General features: G+C 39.6%; 14 protein-coding genes and 1 other RNA gene. All 15 read right to left on the reverse strand.

The annotated features are described in order from the left end of the window. Window positions 1–10 precede the first annotated feature (10 nt). The 15 genes from ACIFQN_RS16240 to ACIFQN_RS16310 all read right to left on the reverse strand — a co-directional run bounded on the left by ACIFQN_RS16240 (window position 11) and on the right by ACIFQN_RS16310 (window position 19,677). Window positions 11–1,462, reverse strand: a complete 1,452-nt coding sequence (locus ACIFQN_RS16240) for a type I restriction-modification system subunit M (protein ID WP_429834071.1) — start codon at window positions 1,460–1,462, stop codon at window positions 11–13. A 129-nt stretch (window positions 1,463–1,591) separates the two neighbouring features. Beyond that, window positions 1,592–2,254, reverse strand: coding sequence for a hypothetical protein (locus ACIFQN_RS16245; protein WP_429834072.1), 663 nt, complete (start codon window positions 2,252–2,254; stop codon window positions 1,592–1,594). A 935-nt stretch (window positions 2,255–3,189) separates the two neighbouring features. Then, the gene (locus ACIFQN_RS16250) at window positions 3,190–4,890 is read right to left on the reverse strand and encodes a UvrD-helicase domain-containing protein (RefSeq protein WP_429834073.1); all 1,701 of its coding nucleotides are present in this window, start codon (window positions 4,888–4,890) and stop codon (window positions 3,190–3,192) included. Then, entirely contained in the window at window positions 4,883–6,712 is a 1,830-nt protein-coding gene (locus tag ACIFQN_RS16255) for an ATP-dependent nuclease (RefSeq protein ID WP_429834074.1), read from the reverse strand. The genes ACIFQN_RS16250 and ACIFQN_RS16255 overlap by 8 nt, the downstream gene beginning before the upstream one ends. 241 nt (window positions 6,713–6,953) lie before the next feature. After that, complete coding sequence (locus tag ACIFQN_RS16260) at window positions 6,954–7,286, reverse strand: helix-turn-helix domain-containing protein (protein WP_429834075.1); 333 nt, start codon at window positions 7,284–7,286, stop codon at window positions 6,954–6,956. A gap of 243 nt (window positions 7,287–7,529) precedes the next feature. After that, window positions 7,530–7,826, reverse strand: a transfer-messenger RNA (tmRNA) gene (gene ssrA / locus ACIFQN_RS16265). A gap of 427 nt (window positions 7,827–8,253) precedes the next feature. Next, window positions 8,254–8,805, reverse strand: coding sequence for a hypothetical protein (locus ACIFQN_RS16270; RefSeq protein WP_429834076.1), 552 nt, complete (start codon window positions 8,803–8,805; stop codon window positions 8,254–8,256). A 4-nt stretch (window positions 8,806–8,809) separates the two neighbouring features. Next, window positions 8,810–10,489 carry a DEAD/DEAH box helicase family protein gene (locus ACIFQN_RS16275; RefSeq protein WP_429834077.1) on the reverse strand — a complete coding sequence of 560 codons (1,680 nt, stop codon included), beginning with the start codon at window positions 10,487–10,489 and terminating at the stop codon, window positions 8,810–8,812. Continuing rightward, a complete protein-coding gene (locus tag ACIFQN_RS16280) occupies window positions 10,486–12,936 on the reverse strand; it encodes an ATP-binding protein (RefSeq protein ID WP_429834078.1) in 2,451 nt (816 codons plus the stop codon). Before ACIFQN_RS16280 ends, ACIFQN_RS16275 begins: the two co-directional genes overlap by 4 nt. A 25-nt stretch (window positions 12,937–12,961) precedes the next feature. After that, complete coding sequence (locus ACIFQN_RS16285) at window positions 12,962–13,954, reverse strand: DNA cytosine methyltransferase (RefSeq protein WP_429834079.1); 993 nt, start codon at window positions 13,952–13,954, stop codon at window positions 12,962–12,964. A 198-nt stretch (window positions 13,955–14,152) separates the two neighbouring features. Beyond that, a complete protein-coding gene (locus ACIFQN_RS16290) occupies window positions 14,153–15,901 on the reverse strand; it encodes an ATP-dependent helicase (protein WP_429834080.1) in 1,749 nt (582 codons plus the stop codon). Then, on the reverse strand, window positions 15,892–16,413 hold the full coding sequence (locus tag ACIFQN_RS16295; RefSeq protein ID WP_429834081.1) for a UvrD-helicase domain-containing protein: 522 nt from the start codon (window positions 16,411–16,413) through the stop codon (window positions 15,892–15,894). The genes ACIFQN_RS16290 and ACIFQN_RS16295 overlap by 10 nt, the downstream gene beginning before the upstream one ends. 4 nt (window positions 16,414–16,417) lie before the next feature. Next, window positions 16,418–17,104: a restriction endonuclease gene (locus tag ACIFQN_RS16300; RefSeq protein WP_429834082.1), complete on the reverse strand. Its 687-nt coding sequence runs from the start codon at window positions 17,102–17,104 to the stop codon at window positions 16,418–16,420. 286 nt (window positions 17,105–17,390) lie between these two features. Continuing rightward, window positions 17,391–18,761 (reverse strand): flagellin, encoded by a 1,371-nt coding sequence (locus ACIFQN_RS16305; RefSeq protein ID WP_429834083.1) that lies wholly within the window; start codon window positions 18,759–18,761, stop codon window positions 17,391–17,393. A gap of 313 nt (window positions 18,762–19,074) precedes the next feature. Continuing rightward, window positions 19,075–19,677: a zinc ribbon domain-containing protein gene (locus ACIFQN_RS16310; protein ID WP_429834084.1), complete on the reverse strand. Its 603-nt coding sequence runs from the start codon at window positions 19,675–19,677 to the stop codon at window positions 19,075–19,077. Window positions 19,678–19,721 lie beyond the last annotated feature (44 nt).

Below are 19,721 nucleotides of genomic sequence, written 5' to 3' on the forward strand. Positions count from 1 at the left end.
TATCACTGCCTTATAGTAGTTTCTTAAGCTCTTCAAGTCCTCTCACTATCTCACCTTCAAGATCACTAATTTTTTTGATGATTTCTTTCGGACTCTCATACTCCACTTCCTCATACTCTACTTCCTTGTACTTGTTAATCGACAAATCATAGCCATTCCCACGGATCTCATCCACAGGTACAAAAAAAGATTGCTCCGTACGTTTCTGCTCTTTTTCGGCATCCAGATTTCCAAATCGCTCAATGATGTCTGGAATATCGTTCACATTGATCGGATTGCGCTTGTCGTCCAGTGAGAAACCGTCTGCTTTCATATCATAGAACCAGACGTTGTCCGTACCGCCTGCACCCGTCTTGGTAAAAATGATAATCGCAGTCGAAACTCCAGCATACGGCTTAAACACACCACTCGGCATCGAAATAATTGCCTCCAGCTTGTGGTTCTCAATAATCTCTTTGCGAATCTCCTTATGGGCTGTAGAACTTCCAAACAACACCCCGTCCGGTACGATAGAAGCACAACGTCCGCCTGGCTTTAGCATACGGAGGAACAAGGCCAGGAAAAGCAGCTCGGTCTTTTTCGTCTTTGTGACCTTCAACAGATCAGGAGCAACAGAATCATAGTCTAGTGATCCTTTAAACGGCGGATTTGCCAAGACAAGGGTGTACTTTTCTTTATCCTCATTCTGCTGAGATACCGAGTCACGATATTGAATGTTAGGATTTTCGACGCCATGCAGCATCATGTTCATGGCACCGATACGCAACATGGTACGATCCATGTCAAAGCCGTAAAACATATCGTTGTTAAAATGCTCTTTCAATCCTTGAACAAGGAACAGATCACTTCGATTCTTCCGCAAATACTCTCCAGCCGAAACCAAAAATCCTGCCGAGCCCGCTGCCGGGTCCACAATGATATCCTCTGGAGTCGGTTTCATCAGTTCGACCATCATATCAATGATGTGGCGCGGTGTACGGAATTGTCCGTTTGTTCCTGCTGTCGCCACTTTGGATAACAAGTATTCGTACAAGTCCCCTTTGGTATCTCGGTCATGCATGGGAATGTTATTGATTCCGTCCACAATTTTGGCTAACAGTTGTGGGGTCGGGATCATGAAAATGGCGTCATCCATATATTGCGCATAGGCAGATGCCTTATCTCCATGAAGGTTTTTAATAAACGGAAAAACCTCTTTGGAGACAATGTTGTACATCTCTTCCGCACCGAGATCTTTAAAAGTATTCCAGCGGAGATGCTTCGTCTCAACGGAAAATAGTCCCTGATACTCAACTCCTAGAAACAACGCTTCTTTTTCTTTTGTTTCTTCTACTTCATCCAGTCCTTTTATAAATAATAGATAGGTAAACTGTTCGATGACCGTGAGTGGATTGGTAATCCCGCCTGTCCAAAACGTCTCCCATATCTTGTCTACTTTATTTTTCAACTCACCTGTAATCATGAAGAAGCCTCCCTCGTTTGTTTCACATCCATTATATATGGATTTTCATTATGTTTAAACAGATAGGTATTCTGTTGTCAGCGTTTATGTATGACATGTAATTTTATTTCCTCCTCATACCCATCCAGTTCAGAAACACATCTGATATATTCCATACCCCAAAAATGATGAATCGAAATCTTTACCGTTCTTCCTTCCAGAATCATCGAGATTCCGTTTATTTTTACTTCGACTCCCTTTTCCAATTGTGATGTCTTCTGGGTTGTTTTCGTCATTAGTATACTCGTATTCTATTACCTTCCAGGATATAGTATCAATCTTAAAGCTTTGCTCCAAAGGCTGATTGATTTTGATCAGGTCATCTTCGTCAAAGGATTCCGTATCCCCTGATATTTTTGCTATTTCACATCCAACCAAGGATTGTTGCAATTCAGATTTGATTAAGTCATTTTTGTCTGCATATGAAACAAGATCAGCGCTGATCATCCATTCTCTCGACGTAGTAGAAAACAACTTCTGAATTTTGGAGAAAAACTCTCTTGCAAAAAACAATGCATAAATGCATACTCCAAAGAGAATGTAGAATGCCAATGCAGCTTTTTTATACCGTTGTAATAATTCCAATTCTTTGGCCCTCTTTCTGGTATACACTTCAATTTCCTCATGTTCTATCTCCCTAAAGAATTTTACTCCCAATCGGTAACCAACCGTCAGATATGCAGCGAGAAGAATTGAGAATAGAATGGAGGTTTGCAAGCTGGTCACGCCTTTCTGATTCACTTTTGTTCTCATTCCCATCTTACCTATGAGAAGGACAAAAACTGTCAGAGAACATCAGTTCTGCTGACAGTTTTTCTGTTGTATCTCCCTGTATTCGTCCAGTAGCTGCAAGCGGTATTCAACTGGCTATAGTAGCTCAGCGTCCATTGCAAGCATACTGACGTACTTGCGCCTCTTGGCTATGACGCTTCAAAGAACTCGATCTTAACAATAAAAAACAGTCATCACAGAGGACATCCTGCGATAACTTGTGAACACTCGCCAAAATGTTGACCATTTTGCTCAACATAAAGTTACCCACCTTGCAGACTGAACACAAATTATAATTTTACACCTATTGGCTACTAGACCGAGGATCGTCAAGGACTTGCGCAGTAAGGGGTGTATTTGGCAAACGGAAAGTGCAGAGTTTGGCAATGAGCGATATTCACGGATATGCAGTTGAAATTCATAATTATGCAACGTTTGACATGGAGCCTCTACGGGCATGATTTCTTGCAAAAAGGCGGTATACCAAGGTTTCGCAAGGCTACTAAGCCTATCATGCCCGCCTCTCCATGTAAAACCTAATGAATTGCCATTGTATAAAAAACGGTTGCCAAACTCTGCACTTTTATTTTGCCGTATACAAAGGGGTTTATCCTTGACGATCCTTGGTGCAGGAAATGTGAAATAAAGCATCGTTGTTGTCTACTCGGAGATGAGCGTTTATCCCAAATATGGCGAGCCTTTTGATTAGCATTTACAACTCCAGCAGCTTTCAGATCCGAACGAAACACTAGACTGTTTGTTTCCCTTGTCCTCTTCGCCCTCTCTTATCGCAAGTTCAAATCAATAAAAATAGTAAAATACAGCCCTTATCTTAATGACAAGATGAAGCCAAAAAAGAAAGCAGCCAATAAAGGCTACTTTCTTCATATCACTTTATTCGCTTATAAAAATCTTAATCAATCTATCCACGCCAGACGATAATTTTCCACATCTCCAGATAAGAACATCGATTTATCTGCTGATATAAATCTATCACGGTTTTGCTGATATCTTTTGGAACCAACAAGTAATAGCAGCGCTTTCATCGCTCTGGTTATTCCAACATAATGAAGATGAGTTGCTGCATCTAATTCTTCAGTGTCACCACCTGAAAAATAATTAAACCCCGGCAATACATAATTATACAAATCTAAATGAATCACAATTTCATATTCTAATCCCTTTACTTTGTGAAGGTTCATTAGCTGTATTTGCGAAGTTTCTACAGGATAAAATGCTTCTAATAAAGATGGATTTTTAAACATGTACTCAACTTTTTCAACTGAAAAATCATTTGGAGAGTCAGGAAAAAGAAGAAGTGCTGACTTTTTAAATAAGTCACCAATATCTTTAGGATCTACCTGAGATCCTGTTAATACCTCATCACATATTTTTCTAATATGATTTATTAATTGTGATATGAGCCTTATTTTTGAACCATCAGAAGATAATTCTCTATTAAGATATTCATTTACGAAATTATAGATGGTTTTTCTTCTGTCGAAGGCTAAATCCAAAATCCTTTTAAAGAGTGATCCCCAAATTGATTGATCATCATCAAGAAAATTCTTACTATGGATTTTAAATGGAACGGTTAAACTCTGTGAAAATAACTCAAGGTGGATATCCTTTCTTGCAACGATAACGATAGACGAATTATCTTTAACATCGAATCTTTCTTTTATCAGATCAATTCGATTGTTAAACCAAGTTCCTAGATCACATTCATTTCCTTCAATAACAGCTTCAAAAACGTTAATTTCATCTGGTTCTTCATCTACTGTAATACCAAGAAATACCTTACCATACAAGTCAATCGAAGGGTGGCACCTATGATTAATATTCATTGGAAATAAAACAAAGGACTTGTTAACCATTAGATTAGCAAGGTATTTCGAGCTTTTATTTGTAAAACCAAAGATTGATTGATTAACATCACCGATCGCCCAACTTATTATTCCTAATTCAGCTACACGTAAAAACAAAAAATATTGTTCCTTACCTGAATCTTGAAATTCATCAATGAACAGATGCGTAAATCTAGCTTTAAAGAATCTACGGCAGGCTTTGGAGCTCAAAAAGATCAGATAGGCAACGCAGCCAACGAAGCGCAAATCAAAAAGCCCTTCTTTAAATTTATTTGAGATAAACGTTAGGTACTCTTCTTTAATATCGTAGATGGGTCTCATTTTGCCATGATCAATATCGTCAATCGTAATGTCCTTGTACAAATTAAGAACCCGATCCAGGTCATGCAAAATTTTATTTAAGAGAGTTTCATCTTCAATAAATTTCTCTACCTTTACCTTCCTATCAGGGTTGCCAAAAAAACGTCCTCCAAAAGGTAATATGATGTTTGCAATACAAAATGAATCAATTGTACCAAAGAAGGAGTTTTTTAAATCACCACAAATTGATTTGCTTTTGCCCTTCAACTGATCACTGGCTTTATTGGTATATGAAATGGCTATTACACCTTGATACCAAGGAATTTCTGAAAGAACTTGATTAATTTTATGTGAAATGGTAGTTGTCTTTCCACTTCCCGGACCAGCATCTATAACGCAATTATCATTGCAACTTAATATGGCTATTTGTTGAGGTGTAGGATTAAACATGGCGTAACCTCTCAATTATTTCCTTGCAATGCAACAATGGTTTTGCTAGATCATAGCCTTCAATATCAGAAAGGGATGCCAAGTGATTGTCGACAAAATAATACATGAAAGTTGATTTCTTCTTTTTCATGCCTTCAATAACTTCCTCGTCTGAATAATCCTCTTCAGGTAGTTTTAACTCTTCCCTAATCTCATTTTTAACTTGGGATGAAGTATAAAATAAATCTTCTTCTAACCCAATTTCAGCAACAAAAATCCCATGTTCCTCCAATAGCGGATAATATTTTTGGTACATTTTTTCTCTAAATTCTTTACTTGGGTCTCTAATCTCCTTTAACTCGTGAACCTCAGGTTGTATAGATTTTATAACATCCCCAATTTTCGTATCATTGCGGAGTCTATATTTTAATAACAACAAGCCGATTGCTCTTTGAATGCCAGCTAAGCGGAAATATTCATCCACTTTCTTACGTTTCTTCATAACGACTACTTTAAAGTAGTCGTTATCCGTTCTTACAACCCATGGAATCTCCAGACGGTCAAAAAGCTCGATGTATCGTTTAAAGCCGACACCTTCAACTGATAATATACTGATGTTTAACTTGTCTAAATCAATTCCTAACTGAGCTGCTAATCCTTTATAAAAGATAACTTCAGAAGAACCCTCAACCAAAAATACACAGTCACTGAAAAAAACCTCAGATGAAATTACACTCGAACGAAACTCTAAATTCTTAATGCTCTCAGCAATTACATTTGAAGTCCCTTTTTGTGCAACTTCAGAAGTTTTATCTTCTATTGTATACAACCTTATTATCGAATTAGGATCAAACTCAGCTGTGATAAATGGTGAATGCGAGGTTAGAATTACCTGGGAATCAAGATCCCTTACCAGATATTCTGATAACGTTCGTTGTTGATGTGGGTGCAAATGAGCTTCGGGTTCTTCAATGCAGAAAATTGAAACTTCCTCCGGTTTGCCATTGTTTTTTTCTACTGTATTTAAAGCAGCCCATAGGGCAATGAAAGCTTGATTTTTTCTTCCATCTCCACCTAATTGAATTGACATTTCATTTATGTACGATAATAACTGAACTTTTTTAAGAAGATCATTTTCCTGCGGAAGGTCTACACCTAGTTTAATCTCTTGAGAAACATGATGTTCAGATAATTTTTGTAATTCTTCGTTAAGAAGAGTTCCTGCTTTCTGAATATAAGAAAGTTTATCTAATGATCCTTGTACATCAGACATTAGATCAATAGCATCTTGGAGATTTTTTTGATCTGCCTCAACTTGCTTATCGTCCCTTCCCTTCTTTAGGGTCTCCAATAATTTATTTTTGTGGCTTCTTAAAAAACTATCTATCTGTCTATTAGCTCCGACATACTTTAGATTTAAGACCTTCAAATAATGTCTACTAGGAATATCAATTAACTCATCAACGGAGGGGCCAGCTTTAATTGCATATTTTTTCTTTCCTCCGGGGCTTTCCCTAAAGCCAAAATAACCAAGGTATAACTCTTTGGTTTCCTCACTAATATGCTCTCCAAGTTTAGCAGTAACACAATCCTCTTCGACATCTGTAAAATGTAGAATGACACTAAAATTTAAAGAGGCATTAATTGCACAAAAATCTTCATCGGTAGGTTCTATATCACTTTCGGAAAGGGTTTTGTCTAATAAGAGTCGGATAGCGTCAATTAGATTTGTTTTACCTACATCATTGGCTCCGATTATTAGGGATTTATTATTAAAATTCACTTCCACATTACAATAATTCCTAAAATTATTTAGTAGGACTTTATTTAGTAAAATTACCAAATTCCCCCTTGATTATTTTTCCAGTGCAAGTCCTATTATACCTCGGAGTCACATGAGTTCTCCATTTAATCATATCCTAATTAACTACAAAAATAGTTTTGTTACGTGTAAGCCCCCATTTGCTTTTGATAAGCTTCAAATAAAGATAACAATGATAAAAGACCTCGATTAATATCGAGGTCTTTTATCTATCATCTTATTTATTTCGAGAAATTGATCGTTCTATCGAACAGGTTTTATTTCATTTCTTTTTATATCTTATTAATTTTAATTCGGTATAATCAAGCATTTCGGCCTTTGCGTCGTCCTCAAGTAAACGATAATTACCTAACAATGCTAGCTCATCATTACTCAAATCTAAAGTGTTTTCTGTGGTGCAATTTAATACCAACCAGTTCAAATCAATGTCATATTTCTCAGCTAAAAAAACTAATACATCATACGATGGCTTAGCTTTTCCAGACTCAATTTCACTTAGTGTCCCCTGCGAGATATCCAGTTTTTTAGCAAATTCAATCTGGGTCAACTTATTAAGCTTCCGTATTAATTTTACACGTTCTCCAATTGAATTCATTAATCCACCTAGCTTGGCAAGTAAATATTTTATTTTTATAAAACAAAAGCATACTCCTGTCAACGGGCCGACAAGAATATGCATGCATTTTTAATTACGAACATGTTTAGTAGTGGAAAATCGAGTGATTAAAAAAACATTAAAGCATATGTTTGCCGCGAGTTATTTAAAGCATATGTTTGCCACTGTGGCAAAATCTTAGTTTAACTCACATATCTTTAAGATCATAATTGTGGATATGTATGGTGGAGGCGGGGGGATTCGAACCCCCGTCCGAAAACAGCGATACATGAGCATCTCCGAGCGCAGTCACTCATTTAAATTTCAGTGATGGATTCGCGGAGTGACGCGCTGACCCAGCACCTAGCCTGATTGATCTTCTTCCTTCGGCTCCAGACGGAAGCCTCCGGCGTATCCCACTAAAGTTGAGCGCTAGTCATGCCACATGGGCGATGGAATGGTAGCGCCTCACTGGTTATTAAGCAGGATAGATTATCGAACTGCCTGTTTAACAAACTTGCATCGGTCATTACCAATGTCTATTGAATTTGCTAAAATATTCAAAGGAGGTGGCGATATTGGCAAAACAAGATTTCGCGTTACTAGTAAGCACAGTGGAATTAGAAAATCAAAAACAGCAGACTATGGGGATCACTGGCATAAAACAAAAGGATATGAGGAAATATAAACCTCTTGCTGGGGGATCTGGTACAATAATCGATGAGACCATTCCTGCGGAGGTATTATTAACTGTGGAAACACAAGCAGGTGTTCAATTAGACTTAGGCATTCGCAGAGCACTCAAAGATGTCTTTGGAATCAACCGTTTAACGGATAAACAGTTCGACCTTATTAAACAGTCTATGCCAAAATCAATTTCGATAAATTGCACACACTTTGGAGAGCGCCAACACTTTTCCGTGTCAAACGAAAGTCTAAGCGAGTGGAAGCTAAACATCATTAAAGCCTACAGTACAAGTACCCCAACTCCTACTTCAGAAAGAGCTCGCTTTAGTACATCTTCTTCCCCAGTTGGAATAGGGACACCCCCAGTGGAGATCACTATCATTTTTTTTAGACTAAATTCTCCATCTCTTAAACATCGGTTTTTCCCAATATAAAGCAAAATTTTTCTAAGAGCTGTTTCCCATTTTACATACGAGCCAACAGTCGTCACTATATGAGAACCAGAAGACATTTTAAACAGTGAAACATCATTTTTAGTTTCGATTAATAGTACTGACTCCTGAAACGTACCAGTTAAGGTTTCGAGAAGTTTCTCTTCAGTTACTGAACGTCGATCCTTTGCATATCGATTCAACATGCTATCTTTGATGTAAACCCTGACCTTCTCCTTTGGCATGAAAGCCTCTAACATCCCACCCACTTCAGGATTGGATAACAACCTCTCCATAAAATTGGCATTATTTACTCTGTTATTAGTCAAATATCCTTCCCTATCTGCAAGTTGAAAAATCCTCTCAAGAATCTCATCACGTATGGTATCTGGTATCCTCATCACGTTAAGCCTCCGGCGGGAAAGATAGCGTCATTTTTTCTTCTGCGAAACTTAATTTCGTTATATCCTGTAACCATTGTTCAATAAATGGAAGGATACCTGTATTTTCAAACTGCACTATCCCACTAGGGAAATAAAGTGTAGCAGAAGGATCGTTGTTTTGTTTTTTCGCTTCGGCATCCATAGTTAGAATTTCAGCTATTCTACGAATGTCAGATACAAAATCAAGTACATGAACTTCATTTTTATTTGGGGACAAGCGTAAACCACGACCTAACTGCTGAACGAATATCCTTCTAGAATGTGTTACCCTTAAAAATACAATGACATTTACATCGGGTACATCTATCCCTTCGTTTAATACGTCAACTGCAGTAACTGCTTGAATTTTACCAGCGCTAAACTCCATTAAAGTTCTATATCGTTCCACTCGACTAACACCTGATAATGGACGACACTTTAGGAGACCTGTCAGATTTACAATATCTGCGACTCTCTTCCCATGTTCTATACTTGAGCAAAAGAAAATCACTTTAGGATTTCGAGTCCTAGAGACAACCTCCATTGTATCGTTTATCAATGCTTCATCTCTTTGCGGAATAAAAAGGCGTTTATTTAAATCTCGAATAGTAAAAGACTTGGCTTCTTCCTGTTCAAAAACACTTTGCCAATCAATTGTATCGCAAAAAATCTTATAGGAAACCTTCGCTAAGTAACCCATTTTCATACCATCTACAAGAGAAATTTGGGCGATCGGCTCTCCAAAGACAGTGTCTAAACTAAGACCATCGCCTCTCCATGGTGTCGCGGTCATACCTACTAATAACTTTGGCCTAAGATGGTTTAAGCATAGTAAAAAACCATCAGATAAGGCATGGTGTGCTTCATCAACTACCACCACATCGAAATCATCCTGTTTAAAACTAGGAAGATAATTAACTAAAGTTTGATAGGTGCCAAAATTAATGCCATTGAATCTCTTTGGGGGGACACCATCAAAAAAAACATGAGTTGGAACATTTTTTTCTATTTGCGGCCAAAAACTCTGTTCTAACTGCAATGATAGATCCTGTGAATGGCAAAGTACAAGCACCCTCGAGAGACCGTGTTTCCTTAGATAGGAAACGACCTCTGCCGCAATAGTTGTTTTCCCTAAACCCGTTGCCACAACAAATTGTACAGCCTTCCCCCCTTGGCTATACTTTTCTATTGAGTCCTTGATGACTTTTTCCTGATATGGGCGTGAATTTCTCTTTTCACAATGCTCATCAGGCCATTTTTTTAGTATTTCATTCAAAAACGTACCATTCCACACTCTGCAGTCAAACCCATGGCGACGTAATTCTTCAACCCTTTTTCTGGTGGTCTCCGTAAAGTCACCATTTGTGGCAACGACAGCAACATCTCCTGCATAAAGAGCCAACGCATCCACCGCTTCTTGTAAAGCATCCGGCCCTACATATCTTGTACCTGTAACTGCTTTAACTTGTACGACAAATATTTTATCAACACCTTCAACCCTTCTCTTTGCGAGAATATCTCCTCCGCCATCTCCTCTCCGACCAATTATTTTTACATCTGTCCAGCCACAATGGGACATTAATCGTGCCACTGCTCGTTCCATGGCTCTCCAATCGGTACCCTTCATTAACTCCTCGGTTAGGAAGCTACCAGTATTGCTCAATCGTTAATGACCCCCTCCAGCAACTCAAGACTGTGGCTACATCTTAGAAGCTCTTCCCTCGATCTTTTTAGAGATGCTCCTCTTTGCGTGGTTCCCCACGGACTCAATACCCATAAAGCATCTTTAATATATGCAATAATTCTCTCTTTTGCCTCTTCCCTCACTCGATCCGTCGCTTCTTGAGAAGGTAGATTTATATTCTGATAGTTAGTATTAAAAAACTTACCATCAAAAAATTCTTCTGGATATCTTGAAGCAAGACGGACAAGGGTACGTTCTGGAACAAATAATAAAGCGGCTATTCCACCTGGGGCCCTTGTTTGTAATTTAACTTGTAAATCTGGTGTCGACATCAATCTCGTCAACGTATCTTCTAAGTCACCAGCATGTTCATGAATAGAATCTAGCACTTCTGACTCACGGCTACTTAAAAGCTTAACGGAAGATGTACGTAATCTTTCAAAAAAGTTGTCCGCTCGCTCTTGTATTGTGATTTGGTCGATTTTTTCATCTGGAAACATCTCTTCAAGTAACTCCACATATACAATTGAAATGCTACGGTCTAGTCTATCGCGTACTGAAAATGTTTGTGCAAGTTGTAGTAGCATTATTTCTTGCGGAGTTGTTTTTCTGGATAAGAAGAACGGATGTCCATCATTATAATAAAATTTATAATCTCTTGCATTACGCATGTCCCATCGAACCGGATCACCATCAGAGCTAGAACCACTTCCAATGAATCCAGATGTCATTTTGCGAGCTTCGACATTTAAAGATGCGGGGCAATTCCGATATCTGTAATCCTTTGATAAATAGTGATCTACACTAGACCTGTCGTACAAGTCTTGAAATTCATCGTATGGTGGTGTAACCGTTGTTGTATTTTGTGTTGAAGCAATGGTAGTAGCAACGGGACTTGTTAAATCTGAAACTACAGCAGTATTAGTATTGCCTGTATTGGTAATCGTTGTACTACTTGTATCCGGCGGGCCGTACTCGTCTACACTATCTGACGCCGTCGATCCGTGATTGACAGGCCCTGCTGTGGCCGCTCCCTTATTTGCTTTCTCTTGATCGGCCTGTAGTGCGGCTTCCCACCATTTAATATCCGTTTGATAATCCGAATTCCCTGCATCAAACTTTTTACTCCAATCCTTTGCCGTAGCGTTGGAGATGGCTAAACACTTGGTACCAGGATTCATCCTGGCATATGCTTTTATTAGCTTTCCAAGTGGAGACACATTTGCACCTGAATATCCCAATTCAGTTCTTGTTTTAGGTAATATCGGGCCGTCTCCACGTAAAATATTTAAAACCTCATACCAAGATCTATCGTTCCGATCAAAATCATTCTTTTGATAAGTTGGCATTAAGTGATCGACATGTATTTCCCCAACTATTCGCCCACCCCAAGTTGAGCCTAGTTCTGTTGGGTACTCTAATTTATTTGTACCTGTTAGATCAATAAAATAACTAAATAATGATTTATCCTTGCGAAGAATTTTTCTTCCATTTCGAACAAAATCAATACCAAAAAAAGACGTATCGGAATATCTTTGAATACCTAACCAACCTGAGATTCGCTTTTCACGCTCAACAATATCACTTTGAAAGAAGCCGTGTTCTCTCTTATACTGAAACGCTTCTTCTTCCTCTTCATATGATAGATAACGGTTCTTTATTATTGAGAACAAAGATGTTCCGACTACTTCATCTATGGGAATAATAGCTGGAACGTTCTCGCTGGCATGAATGACATAACGATTTTCATCCCATAAGCAATAGGGACGCGGCTTGCATTTTTTACTTTGGACTAATAGTTCTAAGCCTTGATCGCCTTGAAGAATAGGAGAGTATATATCTTCTAATGTAGATCTTATCTGACCTTCCTTGCTTTTAAGTCGCTCAAATATACTTGGTTTTAGCTTTTTAATAATTACTCTTGTTCCGTGTTCTGTTGGATCATTTTTTTCCAACCGAATAATTGGAACTTGATAATCTTTATTTTGTATCATCGAGTCAAAATCTATTTGAATACCTACCCATTCAGAATCACCATTTTTGGTTGAAAGAAAAATAGTTTCTTCACCCAATCTAGCTGTAGCGATATTGAAACCCATTCCAAATAACCCCAAGTCACTCATGGGGTTTTTAGAGGAAAAACCAGCCCGTACAGCTTCACGAATTATCTCCAGCGACATTCCTGGGCCTGTATCTCTTATTTCTATTCTCCTATCAATTGCGGCCGCAGACTCAGACGACCAGGAGACCACGATTTGTCGCCTTGTAAGAGGAATCTGACTCCTGTCGGCATAATCAAAAGCATCAATACTATTATCAATAAGCTCAGCAAAACATTGCCATGGCTCAAAAGGTATCTCCCCTAGAGTACGTAAAACTCTAGGGCTTGGTGTAATATCCAGATGGGTAGATAATGAAAAACTCATTATTCTTACACCTCATTACTTTATTTTATATACTTCGTAGATACGTTTCGATAGATTGTGCTACATTATGCGCTAATACAGGAGGTACTGCATTCCCGATCTGCATAACATTTGTCGTTGTCGAATGTTTAAACACAAAATCATCAGGAAATGTTTGTAATCTTGCACATTCACGAACCGTTAATCGCCTAGGTAGACTATAGTGGAATTGAACTCTGGACTTAGCATTGGCACGAATTGTATAACTTGGTTCTCCAATGCGGCTTGTTTCATCCCCTTGGCCGTTCCCTCTTTTAGCTCTATTTGCTTTAAAATATTGACTCTGATTTGGAATACTTTCATCAAGTACATTCTCAAGATCAGAAATAGCCCAGTCAATAGACCTATAATTCAAAGTATGAGTGGGCATTGGAGGTATGGGGAATCCACTTAGGTCATTTCGAACTCCGATAAGAAATACCCTTGTTCTATTTTGTGGTACACCATAATCTGGAGCAAACAATGTCCAGGCTTGAAATTTATAACCTTCTGACTCTAAGTCATTAAGGATGGTTTGAACAACCTCTCCCTTTTTCATTCGTAACAAATTCGGAACATTCTCTGCGATAACTACCTTCGGTCTATGCACACGCATAACCTTTAAGAAAACCTTATACAATTGACCTCTCTCTGAGGTTAGCCCTTTTAGTGGCCCACACGAACTAAAATCTTGGCAAGGAAAACCGCCAATGAGTACTTCATGAGAAGGTATATCGTTTGGGTCTACAACACTTAAATCAGTTTCGTGAATGTGATCACCAATATTTAAACGATATGTTTCAACTGCCTGCGGAGAAATTTCATAAGCGGCATTGATAGTAAAACCAGATTCTGTATATTCTTCATCTTTAAAAGTGAACCCACCTTTAAAACCTAAATCAAGACCACCACATCCCGCAAAAAGAGAGCATACTGGCCAGGTCTGAACGGATGAGGTTTTCTTATTAGTAACGGTAGGTAATTCTGTATGTGTAATCAAAAACATCACCCCAAATGATAATAGCCCTAGTTTTGCAATAACAAAGAGTTAGCTATATGCTTACTAATGCAATTATATTAGATGTGTAGGTATAATGATAGAATTCTTTGGCTACAAGTACCATTTCTTTACTTAAATAACAGAAAGGTGTACATACCCTGTTGTGAAGTAAAGTGGTATCATAGTTGATCGATTCGATCAGTGACTACCAAAGATCTCTTTACTACCTTTCTCCATTGGAGCTTTGCAAACAGGACAGTTCTCCAAGTCCGATTGAGTTTCTTCATATGTCAGTATTCGTTTCCACACATTACAGTTGGCAGTTGTGCACAGCCAAGCATACACTGTTTCTTGCTTTTCAGCCCTGAGTTGTTTACTATTAGCTTTACTCTTATTGGCTTCATATCGTGGAAAAGCAGACATAATAAATTGAGAAGCATCTGCTTTCTTCCCCCGATAATATAGCGGCGAACTGATAATCAATTCCTCCTGAGCACGAGTAACAGCGACATAGGCTAAACGACGTTCTTCCTCTAATGCGGTGGACACTTTCTCAACATTTTGAAGGTTGGCGTACAAGTCATCCATCCGATCAGCATCTATCGCAGAACTATGAGGCAAATTGCCTTCAGAAGCACTGATCAGGAAAACGACTGGGAACTCAAGTCCCTTTGACTTATGTATGGTCATCAACTGGACAGCATCGGCATGATCATCCTTTTTTCGATGTTTCATTTCCTGCCGCTTCTCCGTCACCACGATTATGAAAGAGAGAAACTCTCCGAGAGTATTAAACCGCTTTGCGGATGATTCCAGTTCATCGAGCGTTTCCCTGATGATCTCTTTGTGGTGGGTAAGCTTATGCCTTTTGTTTGTTTCAAGGAATTGGTCATAGAACTCCCGCCGAATTTGCCGGATAGCTTCAAGCGGTGTCATTGATTCGAGCGCCTTAATACACTTCAGCCGCTCCATGATTTTCTCTTTCTGATAGTCCTTAGTATCCTGAAGCGATAAAAGATGAATCAGAGGCCACTGCTTCTTCTGTAAGGTTTCTTGGTCAAGGATGAACTGCAATCCTTGCTCCCTGTTGATGTACAAGGTTGGCAAAACCCCTTCGATAGCCTCAAAATCTCTTCGATTTAACGCCAATCGTAGATGATCCAATACAGGCTTGACTACCCAGTGATCGTAAAAAGATTCATCGCCACCAAAATCAACAAAAGGTATATCATGCTGGATCAACTGCTCCAAAATTGCCCGATTGTTGTTCGAACTACGATAAAGGATTGCAATATCTTTATAGCGTCGTTTGCCATTCCCTACTTCACGCAGAATGTGACTTAGGATTTTCTCCGCTTCATCATCTGTGTTTTTTGGACTCATATATCTCGGTGTTGTTCCGTTCTTAGTAGTTTTCAATGTCTTCTTTTTACGCCTAGTGTTGTGTTGAATGATTTCGTTACCCAGCCCAACAATACTTGAGGAGGAACGATAATTAATGTCGAGTGTAATCGTTCTGGCGTTCGGATACAGCTTGTCAAAGTTCAAAATGAAGTCGTTTCGTGCGCCATTGAACGAGTAGATGGTTTGATCGTCGTCTCCTACTATCATAAGATTTTGATGTGGTTTCACAATCATTTTAATTAATTCGTACTGCACCATGTTCGTGTCCTGAAACTCGTCTATTGACACATACAGAAACCTTTTTTGAAGCGAGTGCAACAAGGATGGCTTTTTCTGAAGCAATCGATACGCATGCAATAGAACATCGTCAAAGTCAATTTTGTCGTTCTTGTCCTTCCACTGCTCATACTCACTGAAAATCTGTTTCAGTTCTTTTTCTTCCTCCGTCTTCTCCGGTAACTGATTAACACCCACCATTTGCATTTTGTACGATGAAAGTAAGGAAAGGAGCGTTTCCGGCTGGTAAGTGTCCTTCAAGCCCATGTCACGTAGTATATCCGCTTAAGTACAATGTGCTGATGCCGAGTCTCCCCTAAGATGTCCTGTAGAACACCGTGTTTACGGACAATCGCGAGGAAAAATGAATGAAATGTACGTACCTGTATATTCTCGGTGATACTCTTGTCGATTCCGGGTAATCGTGCGATCCGTTCCTTCATTTCATCTGCCGCTTTTTTGGAGAAGGTGACCAACAAAATATTTCGTGGATCAACTTTACGAACGGAGATCAGGTGGCCTGTTCGACAAACGAGGACAGACGTTTTACCGGAACCTGCGCCCGCAAGTGTGAGCAACGGCCCTTGAAAATGGCGGATGGCCTGAATTTGCGGTTCATTTAAAAAGATGCCTTGTTTCTCCAATGAACGAAAGTAATAAGCATCCCATTCTTGGTTGGAAACCAGCTCCTTGCTTGTCTTAGGTTTGGTAATACCGACATACGGTACCTTTTGAAAATCCGCACCAAGCGGAGCACTGAAATAAGTTCGTTTGCTCACTTCATCACCTTCTTGATTTCATTCTCTGTTTTCTCCATCGGTTTATCATGTTGTGGACGGCTACTCCGTTTATCAAACGTATATTAAGCCGTTCTGCGGCTTCCTGGGCCGCCTTCGTAAAATGGCTGGTCGTGATAATCCATGCATCATAACAACCATGAACTTGTTTGCCTGCTTTCAGTCTGAGAACGATATCGTTACCAACGCTTCCCTTCCATCGCTTGCACTGAACTGCAATTTTATACCCTTCTTTTCCTTTCAGAATCAGATCGACTTCATGATCTCCTGAGCCGCCGATGCGTTCCACAGTATAGCCATTATCCTGATAATAGAATTCCATCAATCGCTCAAAATTTGTACCAGACAATGATTCTATATCAGCATTTTTAATTTCGTCGTCTGTTAATTTTACTCTGGTTCTACCTTGTTCCTGTAATGTTACTATATCGGATGAACGCTTTATCTTCTTAGGTACAGCAGACTTTTTTGTTCGCTTCATTTGCCTCCTGTATCGTGTCCACATAGTACCCATGATTTCCGCCAGAAACACGCCTCCACCGATAAACAGGAAGAAGAACCCCCAGTGTAATCCAGGTGCAAAATAGAAGAATAACAAGATTGCCAAAATAACGAACATTCCTCGGAACATAAATGCGATTTGTCGCCCTTCTGCATAGTAGGTTTTAGCCATGAAAGTCCTCCTGAATGTAAAACTGCTTATCATCCACTTACGAGGATGATCCATAAGAAGCGGGTCTATTGGTACAATATTACCGAAAATCTCACAAACATGTAAACGACTTGGCAGATTATATCTCTATTTATATCTATCTTGTAACAACTGAGAGACGATCAGTTCTTTTCAATAGCATTTTCGATACCAAAAAGGCATGGTCATAAGGAACCATACCTTTCTGATCAACCATTTATTCTGATCTCACGGTAGCTACAGCTCACAGCTACCACTTCTTCTTAACTCATCTGAGTAATTGAAGAACCGATTCAGGTGTCTGATTCGCTTGCACTAACATTGCCTGCGCCGCCTGAGCCAGAATATTACTCTTTGTCATCTCCATCATCTCTTTAGCCATATCTGCATCCCTAATTCTTGATTCTGCTGAAGAGAGATTAAGTGAATAGTTGGCAACATTATTATGGATATGTTCCAATGCATTCTGATAGGCACCATACTTGGAACGCTCTGAAGATACCTTGCTGATGGCCACGTCTATCTTTCCAATCGCCTCTACCGCCTTATCACGAGGATCGACCATGATTTGATCAATTCCCAGTGAAGATACTCTGACATCCGACAGATCAACTCCAAATGTGTCTCCTGCATTTGCACCCACCTGCAAAATTACCTTGGGATCGATTGACTCCTCGATGGTAATCAGCTCAGGAACAGTGACTGTGGTTGTTGTGGTTACCGCTCGCATATATTCAAAGCGAAGCAAGATATTTGACCCTTGTGTATATTTGGGATAATCGGATAGATCACTTCCTAATATGGCATCTGGAGAATGATCCCCCTCTGCATCTGATGGTTCCCAGCCTGCTCCTGTATAAGCAAGAAGCTTATTAGCCCACATTTCTGTTACACCGTCATATCCTGAAAGCCCATTCAGTCGTACACCGGTTATATTGTTTCCCGGTGTATATCCTGACTCTGGCCCATAGGCTGTCGTTTGGAAAGCGTATTGGTAAATATCAAACCAATATTTTTCTGTTGGTGAATCAGGTGGACTCCATTCCAGAGTGATGGGAAAAGAAGTGATCGGAATCGTAAGCTCATTCAAGGATGTGCTTTTTTCATAGATTGTAATACTGGTAGCTTTAGCAAGGTCAACGACTTCCGGCACATATGTCGTTTCTGTTTTGGTAACAGACTTCATGACTTCAGTCGTTTTTGTAACCGTACCGGAGTCCGGGACATTCAATAACTTGATGCCGTTAAACTCTGTGTTGTTCGCTATTTCATCTATCGCCTTTTTGATCTGCTCAATCTCTTCCTGAATCTTGTGCCTGTCATCATGTGTGAGCGTATCGTTTGCGGACTGGACCGCCAGCTCCCTTAAACGTTGCAGGTGGGGATCATGTATGACAGCAAGCCCCCCTTCCGCCGTTTGCACAAGAGAGATACCGTCCTGTATGTTTCGTTGCGCCTGATTCAGTCCTCTGATCTGCGCCCTCATTTTCTCTGAGATCGACAAGCCTGCCGCATCATCTGCCGCTTTGTTGATACGCAGACCTGACGATAATCTTTCCAAGGCGCTGGCAGTATTTTTGTTGTTCTTCTGTAGTCTGTTTAACGTGTTCAGTGCAGGCACATTCGATTGGATTACCATCCCTTACACCCTTTGTTCATGACTTGATAAAGAATGCTCCTGCATGGCCGCCTGCGGCGATACACCAGAGTCACATCCCTATTATTCTCTAGTCCCTTACTTGAAAGATCAGCACCGAAAATTTATCCCGCATGTATTGGGCTAAAGATCATTAAAAACCAGCTTTCTGGCGTAGTACCACCATCAATAGTCGATTCAAATGCTCTGGCTCGTTTGCTCATATTTATCCTGTCTCTCGGCAAATTGTAACCTTGAATATTATTTTTGATTCTGTAAAAGGGCATACATCTGAATCCAATACTCGCCTCTTCCTCTACTGATCAAACTTGAAGTTACAATAACGGCAAATTCTTGCCTTTGCCTTGATAATCTCAGCACATTGCGGACATTCCTTTGTATCGCTTCCAACAGCATCTGACATCTGGGAGGCGTTTTGGATAGCTTTGATCTCCTGATTCAACAGTTCCTGTTGGTTTAGCATGTGTTTGTTGATAAAGTCCTGTTGCTGTTTTATCTCTGTCCGCAAGTTCTCAATCTCTTCCCGGACTTGGACTTTTCTCTCCTCGACCGATCTACGCTTCTCTTCTGCTTCACGATGTTTTTCCCTAGACCCTTTCTTCCATCTGCGTCCAAAGTAAAAGCAGATTCCGCCGAAGAAAACTGCGAAATAAATATATACACCACCATCTCTATTTGCAACCATTGCCGTAAACAAGCAAATTACGATAACAAAAAAGCTTGCGGTATACGCTAGCGTCCCAATAAAGTTTTGAAAACTTCCACTTGCCGATGTGAGCATACCGGTATCTTCCAGTCTGACCAGTTCTTTTTCCCGCTTTTGCAATTCTGTTTCAAGCTGTTGCACCTTCAGCCTGAAAGCCTCGGTGGTATCTATCGTTCTGACAATGTTTTGCATGGTCATTGCTCCTCAAGCGTTCTGTATGAATTCAAACAACTTGC

This window comes from Brevibacillus sp. NRS-1366 (assembly GCF_050467985.1).

Bases quoted from the DNA above. Each gene is read 5' to 3' on its own strand.
- ACIFQN_RS16240 (WP_429834071.1), bottom strand. From the start codon at position 1,462: ATGATTACAGGTGAGTTGAAAAATAAAGTAGACAAGATATGGGAGACG.
- ACIFQN_RS16245 (WP_429834072.1), bottom strand. From the start codon at position 2,254: ATGAGAACAAAAGTGAATCAGAAAGGCGTGACCAGCTTGCAAACCTCC.
- ACIFQN_RS16250 (WP_429834073.1), bottom strand. From the start codon at position 4,890: ATGTTTAATCCTACACCTCAACAAATAGCCATATTAAGTTGCAATGAT.
- ACIFQN_RS16260 (WP_429834075.1), bottom strand. From the start codon at position 7,286: ATGAATTCAATTGGAGAACGTGTAAAATTAATACGGAAGCTTAATAAG.
- ACIFQN_RS16270 (WP_429834076.1), bottom strand. From the start codon at position 8,805: ATGAGGATACCAGATACCATACGTGATGAGATTCTTGAGAGGATTTTT.
- ACIFQN_RS16280 (WP_429834078.1), bottom strand. From the start codon at position 12,936: ATGAGTTTTTCATTATCTACCCATCTGGATATTACACCAAGCCCTAGA.
- ACIFQN_RS16290 (WP_429834080.1), bottom strand. From the start codon at position 15,901: ATGGGCTTGAAGGACACTTACCAGCCGGAAACGCTCCTTTCCTTACTT.
- ACIFQN_RS16300 (WP_429834082.1), bottom strand. From the start codon at position 17,104: ATGGCTAAAACCTACTATGCAGAAGGGCGACAAATCGCATTTATGTTC.
- ACIFQN_RS16305 (WP_429834083.1), bottom strand. From the start codon at position 18,761: ATGGTAATCCAATCGAATGTGCCTGCACTGAACACGTTAAACAGACTA.
- ACIFQN_RS16310 (WP_429834084.1), bottom strand. From the start codon at position 19,677: ATGCAAAACATTGTCAGAACGATAGATACCACCGAGGCTTTCAGGCTG.